We start from the raw sequence: 11,300 nt of genomic DNA, 5'->3' as shown, positions 1-11,300 counted from the left end.
CCCATCGAGGAGTCCAAGCCCAGCGAACCCAGCATGGGGGCCAGCATCGCCGAGGTGCTGACGATCGCCACCGTGGACGAACCCTGCGCGGTCTTGAGCGCCGCGGCGATCAGGAACGGCACGGCCAGGCCGATGCCCAGACCGCTGAGGTTGTCCGCGAGGAAGTCGGTCAGCGAAGAGGCGGCCAGCACCGAGCCGAAGGCCGCACCGGCACCGGTGATCAGCAGGATCGGGGCGGCGATGTGCACCGAGTCGTTGATCTGCTCGTTGAAGCTCGCCAGCTTCCCGTGGCCGCGCAGCAGCGTCACCGCGACCCCCAGGCCGATGATCAGCGCGATCACCGGGGTGCTCAGGAAGGACGCGACCTCGAACAAGGTGCCGTCACCGATCGGCTGCGAGGGCAGCTTGACGATCGAACCGAAGCAGATCAGGACCAGCGGCAGCAGGATGGGCAGGAACGCGAGGAAGGCGTTCGGCAGCTTGCCGTAGCTCTCGCGCAGCTCGTCGTAGGAGCGGGTGTCGATCTCCTCCTCGCTCGAGGCGGGGATCGGGGTGAACTCCTTGCGGGCGAACGTGCTCGCGTAGATCAGACCGGCGATCGCGGCCACGGCGGCGACCGGCAGACCGATCGCGATGATCAGCCCGAGGCTGTCGGTGATGCCGATGTTCTCCGCGGCGGCCAGCGGACCCGGGGTCGGTGGCACCAGCGTGTGCGTGGCGTACAGGCCGGTCATCAGCGCGATGGAGGTGGCCAGCGCGGACACCCCGGTGCGCACGGTGATGGCCTTGCGCAGTGAGTTCAGGATGACGTAACCGGAGTCGCAGAACACCGGGATGGAGACGATGTAGCCGATCAGCGACATCGTCAGGTTCGGGAACCGGGTGCCGATCACCTTGATCAGTGCCTCGGCCATCGAGATCGCGGCGCCGGAACGCTCCAGGATCACGCCGATCATGGTGCCGAACAGGATGACGAGGCCGATGTTGCCGAGCGTGCCGCCGAACGCCTCCGTCACCGTCGTGACGATGTCCGCCAGAGGCAGACGGAAGGCGAAGGCGCCCAGGATGGCGGCGCCCATCAGCGCGAGGAAGGGGCTGACCTTCCAGCGGGCGGTGACGAGCACGATGCCCGCCACGAGTAGAACGAGGATGACGAGTTCGGTCACGGTCGTGGTTCCTTAGTGGTGCCCGGCACGGGTCGCACGGTGCTCGGGAGTCCTGGGTGGGTGAGGAGTCGACAACACTGGTAGGCCGTCGAGGTGATCTCCGGGAGGGCCTCGTCCCGCATCTCCTCCAACGTCCGGGGGCCCGGAGCGATGGAGAGGGCCGCGGTGACCCCTGAACGGCGGAGCTCGTCCGCCGTGACCGACACGCTGCCCGCGATCACCACGACGGGCACGTGGGCGGGCGTGAGCCGGCGCACCGCGTCGACCACCTTCCCGCCGAGAGACTGGCTGTCGAAGCGGCCCTCGCCGGTCAGGACCAGGTCGGCCCCGCCCAGCATCCGTTCGGCGTCGAGCACCTCGGCCACCATGCGCGAACCCGGGAGGAGTTCGGCGCCGAGGATCGACGACAGGGTCGCGGGCATGCCGCCGGCGGCACCCATGCCCTCGACGTCCCGCAGGCACGAGCCGGTGGCCTCGGCCAGCACGTCGGCCAGCCTGGCGAGCCCGGTGTCGAGTACCTCGACGTCCTGCGGGCCGGCGCCCTTCTGCGGGCCGAAGACCGCCGCGGCGCCCCGTTCCCCGACCAAGGGGTTGGTGACGTCGCAGGCGATCCGCCAACGGACCTCGCGGGCGCGCGGGTCGAGCCCGGACAGGTCCACGTCGGCCAGGTTCTGGAGGTTTCCGCCTCCGTCGGGGAGCTCGGAGCCGTTGTCGTCCAGGAAGCGTGCTCCGAGTGCGGCGAGCATGCCGGTGCCGCCGTCGGTTGACGCGGAGCCGCCGATGCACAGCAGGACCTCCTCGACCCCGCGGTCGAGCAGCTCCGTGGCCAGGCGGCCCACGCCCCGGCTGCTCGCGTCACGCGGTCGGAGCGCGACGTCGGAGACCCCCGGCAGGCCGTTGGCCTCCGCGGCCTCGATCACGCCGGTCCGACCGTCGTCGGAGACGCCGAATCGGGCACGGGTGGGGCGGCCGAGCGCGTCGGTGGTCTCCACCGTGAGGGCGTCGGTTCCCCAGGCGCCGAGCAGTGCGTCGAGGGTGCCCTCGCCGCCGTCGGCGAAGGGGAGGGTGTGGACGGTCACGGCCAGGCCCTGTTCGGCGAACGCCTCGCGGGCACCTTTGGCCATGGCCTCGGCCACCTCGACGGCGGACGCACTGCCCTTGAACGAGTCGGGGATCACCGCGACCCGCGCGGCGGGTGCCTCGTCATGTTCGTGCAACTCCTTGGACATGACGCAGATCATAGAATCCCGTTCGGTGCATTTCGACGGCGTAGCGCCCAGTCTTCCTGCGCCTTTATTCGGGACGTATGTGCGAAATGCCCAGTGCGGTCTCCGCGTACAGACACATGTGCAGTGTGGTCAGGTGATCCGGACGGCGGATGTCCAACCCCGTCGTGGCCCGGATCCGCTCGACCCGCTGCAGCAGGGTGTTGCGGTGGACGAACATCGAGTCGGCGGCCTCTCGCATGGAACCGGCCGACGCCATCGCCGCCACCGTGCGGCGCTGGCCCGTGGTCAGCGGGGTGGACCGTGTCGCCATCCGGGTCAGGGAACGGCGGGGCAGATGTGCCACCGCGACCGCCACCTCCCAGGACCAGCCGTCGGGGTCCTCCAGGGTCGGTAGCAGAGCGGCGTATCGGCACAGCGCCCGCGATTCCTCCGCGTGCGACAGGAGGGTCTCCACGTCGTTGGTCAGCGGGGTCTGCGTGTGGCGGCTGTCCGAGGGCAGCCCCAGACCGCTCGGCGCCTGTGTGCGACCCGAACCGATCACCCACAGGGCCCCGTGAAGCACCGCGGCCCGTCGAGATCCCTTGCCGTTCACCCTGGTCACGGCGGTCTCCGCCAGTGACGGTGGTGACGCTCCGCCGTCCGGTCGAGGAGTGCCCGCCGTCCACAGGGCCAGCGACCACGGTGGTTTCAGTCCGGCGGAGATGAGGCGGGCCAGGGCGTCCTCCCCTCTGGTGGTGCCGGAACTCAAGGAGGCGATGAGGTCCCGGGCCTCGGTGTGCCGTCTGCTCACCGCGTCCTGTTCGAGCTCCTGGGCGATGAGGAGTTGGACGGTCAGCGCGACCACCCGCGCCAGCGGTTCGACCTCGTGCGGGCTGCCGGTCACCCCCACCACGCCCCGCAGTTCCCCGTCGATGAAGAGCGGCTCGTTCGCGCCCGGCCGGTCCGAGGTGTCCGGTTCGGGCGTGGTGACCAGGACCCTGCGCCGCTCGGAGATGACCCGTTGGGCGCCCCGGTGCAGGCTGCCCACACGGGAGGGATCGAGACAGGCGATGATCGTCCCGTGCTCGTCCATCACGTTGATGTTGTGGCTGATCGTCGGTGCGATGAGGTCGACCACCCGCTGGGCGAGCTCGCTGCTCAGGGGGGCCCGTCGCCGGTCTTCGGGCATGTCCCAAGGGTATTCGCGCCGGTCAGGTGGGCGGGTGGGTCGTCCGTCCCGGACTCTGCCGGTCGTCGCCTCGGCGGTGGGCGGCAAGACCGCTCACTCGTTGGTGGGGTGCGGGCGGGGGTGAGGCGCCCCCGACACTCCTCTTCGTCACTCAACGGCGTCAGGGAGGCTCCTCCCGAGTTCCAGGGCGGGTGGGCGAAGGCGAAGGCGCTCACGGTTCCGATCCGAGCCGATCAGATCCGGAGCGAATCCGTTGCTCCGTCGGCGTTGGCCGGACATCGTGAACCCCTTTCGCTGCGGTACAGTTGTCTGCGGTCGTGGTCTGGGCAGGGCCCAGGGCCACAGTCACGGGCCTCTAGCTCAATCGGCAGAGCAACGGACTTTTAATCCGTGGGTTCGGGGTTCGATCCCCCGGGGGCTCACCAACGGAACCCCAGGTAAAAGGCGCATTCCCTTGTGCTCATGTCCTGGGGTTCTCGTGTGCCCGGGCCCTCGCCGGCCCTCCACGTGGGCGCCCGGTCCTCACCGTGTTTCCGCCTTCGCGCTCACCCGTGGAACATCGGCCCACCGGTAGTCCCACGCGCCACCACGGATCGGCGCCGACCGGAGCCCGGCTTCCCGCACCGGAAGGGGCGTCGTTGTCGCGGTGGTCGCCCACCTGCACGATCTCCTGTGTTCCGGCTCCGCTCGGAGCGGAGCCGGAACGGAGCAGAGGTCGCGCGGCCTTGCCCAGGGCCCCCTTTCTCATGGTTCACGCTCGGCGTGCTTCGATAAAACCAAGGTCTGTTTCTTCTTGAAATGTCACAAAATGGAGGTTTTTCTCCCCTTTTGGGGTGAGGAAGACCCCTAGCGTCCGGAAACCCGGTGCGTTCGACATAGGCGCGGGGCGTGACAACGAGGAGGAACACGATGGCGAAGACGGCCGTGTCCGATCGCTGGCCCGACGAATTCACACGTGTGTGCAACCAGGATGACGAGCTGCGGGCACACGGTAGGTACTTCGACTGCTCCTACCTCCTGGACATGGAGGAACACCGGTACCAGGTGGTGATGCACCACGGGGCGGTCGAGAAGATCCTGGTCGACCCGGGGCCGCTGGACCTGCGCTACCAGTTCCTCGTCAGGGCGAGCGCGGATACCTGGCGGGAGTTCGGAAAGAAGGAACCGCGCCCGATGTGCCACGGGATCTGGGCGGCCACCTTCCGGGAGGACATGGAGCTGCAAGGAGACCTGCTCGTACTCATGCAGAACCTGCGGTGCTTCACCCGACAGATGGAACTGCTCCGTGTGAGCGGTGTTCCGGTGTGAGGCGCACGTTACCGACGGCAGCGAACACGGGATCTGCCCTGGAGCAGACGGAAAGGAAGGCATCGACATGGCTGAGTTCTCACCGGTGACCGGACGCTACGTGACCTTCGACGTGCTGGGTGACGAATGCAGGGTCTTCTATCTGGAGAACGGGGAAGGGCAGCCCCTCCTCTGCCAGCACACGGCGGGCTGCCACAACCACCAGTGGCGGTACCTGCTGGAGGATGAGGACATCACCAGCCGGTACCGAGTGATCGCCTACGACCTGACCCGCCATGGCAAGTCCGATCCCCCGGCCAACAAGAAGTGGTGGAAGGAGGAGTACCGGCTCACCACGGAGTGGTACACCGCCTTCGTCACCGGCTTTTGCGACGCGCTCGAACTGGAGGCCCCGATCTTCGCGGGTTGCTCCTTCGGTGGCAACGAGGCGTTGCAGCTGGCGCTTCACCACCCCGATCGCTTCGGTGGGGTCATCGCGATCGAGGGGGCCGACCACTCTCCGGGGTTCTTCCTCGACTGGTGGCAGCACCCCCACGCCAACGCGGCCCAGGTCTCGGCCAGCGGCGTGTGGGACCTCATGGCACCGCAGTCTCCGGACGGCGACCGCGCCGCGACGTGGTTCTACTACTCGCAGGGAGCGGAGGCGTTCCGAGGCGACCTGTACTTCTATTCGGTGGACCACGACCTTCGTGGCCGTTTGGGAGAGATCGACACGACCAACTGTCCGCTGGTCATGATCACCGGTGAGTACGACTACCTCACGCCTCCGGAGAAGAGCAGGCACACCGCCGAAGGCATCGAAGGTGCCGTGTTCATGGAGATGGAGAAGATCGGTCACTTCCCCATGAGCGAGAACTACCCGGTGTTCAAGGGGTACTTCCAACAGGCGCTCGACACCATCAGGCAAAAGAGCTGAGTGGAGACGGAAGGCGTCCCCGTGGCGCAGGCCCTCCGCAATGGCACCGCGGGGACGTGATCAGGGCAGAGCGCCGCACGGTTCCTCCGGGAACCGCGGGAGGACGGCGTGGACAGGGCTTCGGCCTGGCGGGAGCAGCCCCTACACGGGCGTGGACCCCCTTCGGGCCGAGGATCTCCGTTGCCGTGCGGGTGACCCTGATCCGTTCCTCGTCGTCCAGGGTGGTGAACTCACCGACAGAACGTCGAGCACGGCGAACCGACCTGGCTGAGGTGGGTGGCGACCATGTCACGTTCCACCACCACGGCCCTCACAGCCACGACGACCAAGAACGGCAGGGACCCGATGCGGACCGGGCGATCATCGAGGTCGGTGCTCGCGTATGGTGGAGGCCGCCTCGTGAAGTGAGGCGGTGACCAGCTCGTGGAGTTCGGTGGTCTCCCATGGAGTCACCGTGAACACGGACCGCCCCAGCCACGTGGGGTCCTCGACCCGCACCACGCCGACGCCCGCGGGTACCGAGGGCATGAGCATCTCCGGCAGGAGACAGATCCCGAGCCCGGCGGAGACCAGGCCGAGCCGGGCGGTCCAGCTGCGGGCACGGCATCGGACGACGGGGTCCGCGAGCGTCGGCCAGGCACCGAAGCGAGGTTCGTCGCGCGACCCCCGCCCGACGATCCACGGCTCGTTCGCGATTTCCGCCAAGGGGACGCGGGCCGCGCCATGGAGACGGTGCCCGGTCGATACGCCCACGCACAGTTCGCCGGTTTCCAAGGGGGTCGTCCGCAGGCCCTCCAAGGCCGCCTGAGGCAGTCCCTGCCCCACGGCGACGACCGCGACGTCGAGGCGGCCGGCGGCGACCTGCTGAACGAGGGCCGGGGACGACGCTTCGGCCAACGTGAAGGCCACCCTCGGACGGTGTTCCGTCAGGCGGGCCAGGGCCCGGGGGAGCAGGGCGGCGTTCGCGGCCGGGAAGGCCCCCACCCGCACCCGCAGCTCCCGGTCGGAATCCAGCTCATCGATGCTCTGTTCGAGGTGTTCGAGTCGGGTGAGGGTCTCGGTCGCGAACCGTGCGACCACGGTGCCGGCGCGGGTGAGGGACACACCGCGCGGGTGACGGACGAAGAGCGGTCTGCCCACGGCGGCCTCCGCCGCGGCCACCTGGCGTGAGACCGCCGGTTGGGAGTACCCGAGGGCCCGGGCGGCCTCGCTCAGGGACTTGTGCGTCGCCACGGCGCGTACGACACGCAGCGAGCTCATCGAGATGTCGGACATCCTCCCAGCCTAGCCATGCGAAAAGGTTATGGATATCGACGAAGACCTGCATATCCGTTAGGGACTAGGCCCGTGGCGGGGAGGTGTTGGAACCATTGACGGTAGAAGCACTGAAGACAGGGACACCGGCCATGAGTGAATTCATCTCGCCCGACGACACCAGGTACGACGAGCGCTCTCGGGCGTTGATCCGGATCGGCCGTGAGGCCATCGCGGTGGCCGACGACGAGAGGCTCGATCGGTACTTCGCCGAGGACTTCGTCTTCCACGGACCGGACGGCGACATGGGGTACGCCGAGCTCAGGTCGTTCTTCGCGGCGATGCGGAGCGCCTTCGAGGGGTTCTCCTGCGAGCGTAGGGAACTCGTCGCCGAGGGCGCCTTCATCGCGGCCCGCACGTCGATGTCGGGTGTGTTCGTCTCCCGCTTCGACGCTTCGCCGATCGGGCCCATCGAGCCCACCGGAAAGCCGATGCGGCTCGAACTGATCAACTTCTTCCGCTACGACGAGGACGGTCTGCTGGCCGAGGAATGGGTTCAGTACGACAACCTCGGCTTCCTGCGCCTGCTCGGGGTCGATCCGACCGAGCCGACGGGAGCACCGGGAGGTCAGGCCACGAGGCCCCGACGGTAGGCGTAGATGACCGCCTGCACACGATCGCGAAGGTTCAGCTTGGTGAGGATGCGCGAAACGAAGGTCTTCACCGTCTCCTGGCTCAGAGTGAGCGCTGAGGCGATCTCCCGGTTCGAGAGCCCCTCCGCGATCAGGTGCAGGACCTCCAGCTCGCGGGGTGTCAACCGGGTCTCCTTCCTGTCCCGCTCCACGGGCCGCACCCGGGCGGCGTAGGTACCCACGAGCTGTCGGGTCACCACGGGATCCAACAGGGCCGCGCCCGTGGACACGGTCCGGATCCCGTGCAGCAGCTGGGCCGGCGGCGCGTCCTTGAGCAGGAACCCGCCGGCCCCGGCGCGCAGCGCCTCGTACACGTATTCGTCCAGGTTGAACGTGGTCACCACGAGCACCTTGGTCGGTTCGGCCACCCCGACCCCGGCCAACAGGCGGGTGGCCTCGATGCCGTCGAGCACCGGCATGCGCACGTCCATCACGACCACGTCCGGCTTCAATCGGGCGCAGAGATCGACCGCCTCCCTGCCGTTACCGCACTCGGCGACCACCTCCATGTCCGGCTGTGCGTCGATGACGGTGGTCAGACCGGTACGGATCAGCATCTGGTCGTCGCAGACCAGGACCCGGATGGTCCCGCTCACGAGCGGCCCCCCACGGGAACACGGGCTTCGACGGCGAATCCACCGTCGGAGCGTTCACCCGCGCTGAAGTCGCCGCCCAACACCTCGACGCGTTCGCGCAGGCCGGTCAGACCCCGCCCACCGCCACCGGTGGACGCGATCGGCCTGCCGGGCCCGTCCGTGTCGACCCGCACCGTGATCTCCTTCTTTCCGTGGCGCACCCGAACCGAGGTGGGGGTGCCATGGGCGTACTTGAGGGCGTTGGTCAGGGCCTCCTGAACGACCCTGAAGGCCACGAAGTCGGCACTGCCCGACGACTCCGCGGGGGCGCCCTCCTCGGTGAACTCCACCGGCTGGCCCGCTCCGCGCGTATGCTCCACGAGCTCCGAAAGCCCGCCGGTGTGCGGAGTACGGGTCTGGGAACCGTGGTCGGGGTCGATCAGTTCGAGCAGACGGCGCAGGTCGGAGGTGGCCCGACGCCCGGTGTCGGTGACCGTGGCCAGGGCCTGGTCGAGACGGTCGGGTGCGGCTGTCAGGTACCGCGCCGCCTCCGTCTGGACCACCATGGCCGTCACGTGGTGGGTCACCACGTCGTGGAGTTCGCGGGCGATACGGGCCCGATCGGCCGCCAGGGCGTCCTGGGCGACCCGGTGACGGCGTTCGGCCTCGGCGATCCGGGTGGAGCGCAACCACGAGCCGATGCCCCACACCAGCACCACCGCCAGGTAGAACAGCACGAACTCGCTCACCGGCTCGCCGGTGCCGATCCGGTACAGCACGACCGCCAGCGGCACGTACGCCAGGGAGAACAGCAGCGCGGTGAGGCGTCGCCGCCGCTCCAGGTGCACACCCGCGCTCAGCACCGCCATGGCCAGCCCGGTCCCGGCGACCGTGTGGTAGCCGAGGAGCTGGTCGACGGCGAAACCGACCGCGATCAGCGCCAGACACACCGTGGGCCAGCGCCGACGAATGGCGAGCGGGAAGCTCTGGAGGGCGATCACCACGACGGCCAGGGCGTCGAAGGGCCGGTCGGGCACACCCCCGACCTGTGTGCCGTAGTTGAAGAACATCGGCATGAACGAGGGGACGAAGAGGAACAGGGCCAGGGGGAGGTCCCGGATGACGACGTCGAGACGGTGCCAAGGCTCGGACACCCGCCGTAGAACGTTCATCGGGCGAGTGTAGCGGCGTCGGCGCGGTCGGAACGACGCATGGGCACCAGGTTCCGGCGGCGGCGGGCGACCCACAGGTACACCACGGTCGCGAGCACGAGGAACACCAGGGAGTACAGGCTCGCCTCCGGGCCGAAGTCGCCGCCGGTGACGAGCAGCGGCCCCGAGGTGGTGGCGTCCAGCAGGCCCGCGGGGGTGCCGTTTCCGGAGACCTCGGTGCTGAAGATCGCCGAAGCCGCGAAGTTCCATCCGAAGTGGATGCCGATGGGCAGCCACAGGCTGCGGGTGACCACGTACGCGGCGGCGAGCAGGCCACCGGCCCCGACGGTGATGATGGCGATGCCCGGCAGGCTCGCGTTCGGGTTGGGCAGGTGCCACAGGCCGAACAGCACGGAGGAGACCACCACCGCGATCCACGTTCCGGCGCCCCTCTCGATGAACCGGAACAGGACGCCGCGGAACAGTACCTCTTCGGTCACCGCGGCGGCGGCCATGAAACCGAACAAGCCCACCGCGCCGGTCAGCGACCCCATGCCGTCGACCCTGTAGTAGCCGAGGAAGGCGATGTTGACGATGACGCACGCGAACAGCAGGACACCGACCAGCGTTCCTCCGCCGAGCCCCGCGAAGACGCCCTCGCGGGTCAGGTCCGTGGCGGGCCGCCGTTCGGTCAGGCGGACCACCCACCGGTAGGCGACCAGTGTGATCAGCGCGGTCGACAGGCCGAGCCCGAGGGTGAGCCACGGGTTCCCCCCGACCGCCATGACGACCTGACCACCGACGAGACCGACCGCCACGACGGCCAGGAGCTGTAGGAACAGCCTCATGATCTTTCCCTTCACCGAGTACACGACCGGACCACCGCGGCCGTGGGAAGGACGCTACGGATCCGGGCTCGCCGGGTCGTCACCGTGCGGTGGACACCTGCGTGTGGCTCTCATGGGGGACAAGTGGTCGGTGGTTGGAGCGCGCACCGCATCGATTCCGTGCGCACGGAGGAACCGGGTGGGAAGGGAAACGGTGCCCACCGGGGGATGGTGGGCACCGTGGGATGGGTGGGAGTGACACCGAACGGGGTGATGTCCTCCAGGTCCCTGACGTGGGACGGCGACTAGCGGGAGATGTCGTCCGGGCCTCGGAGGGGGCCGTGGTAGAACTCGTGGCTCGGCTCGTCGTCGGGCACCGGCGGGTGGGTGGGACCGTCCTCGCCGGCGGCGCGGGCGGCGGCGATGGGGATGTCGAGTGCTCTCATCGTCTGGGTGACCCGGTTGCGCAGGTCGGGGAGCATCGCGTACAGCACGTCGCCGGGGCAGGCCGTGGCGTTGAAGTCCCGGTGACCGACGATCGCGCTCGGGTTGAGCCCGTACGCGCCGCACAACCAGGCCAGGGTCTCCACCAGGGAATCGGTCAGGGCCTGGGTCGGGCTCGCGCTCGTGTAGGTGCCCTCGTTCTCGATACCGATGGCCGAGCTGTTGTAGTTGGCCACGTGGGTGCCCACGACGTGCTGACCGGCGGCGATGGACTCCGGGGTGCGGTCCCGGCCCTCCATCACGTACCCGCCGCGGCTGATGGTGAGCTGCTGGCCTGTGTCGATCCAGCCGTTGGAGTCCATGTGGTAGTTCTGAATCGACTTGGACAGGTTCAGACCGTGGTCGAGCGAGTAGTCGGTGCTGTTGGGTGTGGCGGTGTGGTGGACCACGATGTAGCTCGGCGCGTTGTTCAGCACCTGGATGGGTGAGCTCGGTGGACGGGCGTTCCAGGAACCGCGCCAGTAGAGCTCCGGGGCGGCGGCCTGGATCGGGTTGCTCGTCTGAGCGGAG

Annotated in this window: 11 protein-coding genes and 1 tRNA gene; 4 read left to right on the top strand and 8 right to left on the bottom strand. The window is 68.7% G+C overall.

Annotated features, from left to right (window positions below):
- The 3 genes from K8V84_RS19540 to K8V84_RS19530 form a co-directional block, all read right to left on the bottom strand.
- A partial coding sequence (locus tag K8V84_RS19540) for a GntP family permease (protein ID WP_304077054.1) occupies nucleotides 1-1,166 on the bottom strand: 1,166 nt, incomplete at its 3' end.
- On the bottom strand, nucleotides 1,163-2,407 hold the full coding sequence (locus K8V84_RS19535) for a glycerate kinase (protein WP_304077052.1): 1,245 nt from the start codon (nucleotides 2,405-2,407) through the stop codon (nucleotides 1,163-1,165). The genes K8V84_RS19540 and K8V84_RS19535, both read right to left, overlap by 4 nt.
- A gap of 52 nt (nucleotides 2,408-2,459) precedes the next feature.
- Nucleotides 2,460-3,563, bottom strand: a complete 1,104-nt coding sequence (locus K8V84_RS19530) for a sugar diacid recognition domain-containing protein (RefSeq protein ID WP_304077050.1) — start codon at nucleotides 3,561-3,563, stop codon at nucleotides 2,460-2,462.
- A 349-nt stretch (nucleotides 3,564-3,912) separates the two neighbouring features.
- Here K8V84_RS19530 and K8V84_RS19525 point away from each other — a divergent pair.
- The 3 genes from K8V84_RS19525 to K8V84_RS19515 all read left to right on the top strand — a co-directional run bounded on the left by K8V84_RS19525 (nucleotide 3,913) and on the right by K8V84_RS19515 (nucleotide 5,787).
- A tRNA-Lys gene (locus tag K8V84_RS19525) sits at nucleotides 3,913-3,988 on the top strand.
- A gap of 484 nt (nucleotides 3,989-4,472) precedes the next feature.
- Nucleotides 4,473-4,871 carry a hypothetical protein gene (locus K8V84_RS19520; protein ID WP_304077049.1) on the top strand — a complete coding sequence of 133 codons (399 nt, stop codon included), beginning with the start codon at nucleotides 4,473-4,475 and terminating at the stop codon, nucleotides 4,869-4,871.
- Between the two features lie 67 nt (nucleotides 4,872-4,938).
- Entirely contained in the window at nucleotides 4,939-5,787 is an 849-nt protein-coding gene (locus K8V84_RS19515; protein ID WP_304077047.1) for an alpha/beta fold hydrolase, read from the top strand.
- A gap of 360 nt (nucleotides 5,788-6,147) precedes the next feature.
- Here K8V84_RS19515 and K8V84_RS19510 read toward each other — a convergent pair whose 3' ends face one another.
- Complete coding sequence (locus K8V84_RS19510) at nucleotides 6,148-7,062, bottom strand: LysR family transcriptional regulator (RefSeq protein WP_304077045.1); 915 nt, start codon at nucleotides 7,060-7,062, stop codon at nucleotides 6,148-6,150.
- A 131-nt stretch (nucleotides 7,063-7,193) separates the two neighbouring features.
- Between K8V84_RS19510 and K8V84_RS19505 the strand changes: the two genes are divergently transcribed.
- On the top strand, nucleotides 7,194-7,694 hold the full coding sequence (locus K8V84_RS19505) for an ester cyclase (RefSeq protein WP_304077044.1): 501 nt from the start codon (nucleotides 7,194-7,196) through the stop codon (nucleotides 7,692-7,694).
- Here K8V84_RS19505 and K8V84_RS19500 read toward each other — a convergent pair.
- From K8V84_RS19500 to K8V84_RS19485, 4 genes are all read right to left on the bottom strand, one after another.
- Entirely contained in the window at nucleotides 7,670-8,329 is a 660-nt protein-coding gene (locus K8V84_RS19500) for a response regulator transcription factor (RefSeq protein WP_304077042.1), read from the bottom strand. The two genes, K8V84_RS19505 and K8V84_RS19500, sit on opposite strands and share 25 nt — an antisense overlap.
- Nucleotides 8,326-9,480 (bottom strand): sensor histidine kinase, encoded by a 1,155-nt coding sequence (locus K8V84_RS19495; protein ID WP_304077039.1) that lies wholly within the window; start codon nucleotides 9,478-9,480, stop codon nucleotides 8,326-8,328. The genes K8V84_RS19500 and K8V84_RS19495 overlap by 4 nt, the downstream gene beginning before the upstream one ends.
- Nucleotides 9,477-10,307: a CPBP family intramembrane glutamic endopeptidase gene (locus K8V84_RS19490; RefSeq protein ID WP_304077036.1), complete on the bottom strand. Its 831-nt coding sequence runs from the start codon at nucleotides 10,305-10,307 to the stop codon at nucleotides 9,477-9,479. The genes K8V84_RS19495 and K8V84_RS19490 overlap by 4 nt, the downstream gene beginning before the upstream one ends.
- A gap of 284 nt (nucleotides 10,308-10,591) precedes the next feature.
- A partial coding sequence (locus K8V84_RS19485) for a peptidoglycan recognition family protein (protein ID WP_304077034.1) occupies nucleotides 10,592-11,300 on the bottom strand: 709 nt, incomplete at its 5' end.

The organism is Nocardiopsis listeri (genome assembly GCF_020741345.1).
In the GTDB taxonomy this organism is placed as follows: Bacteria; Actinomycetota; Actinomycetes; order Streptosporangiales; family Streptosporangiaceae; genus Nocardiopsis; species Nocardiopsis listeri_A.
This window is presented reverse-complemented; position numbering and strand designations above follow the sequence as displayed.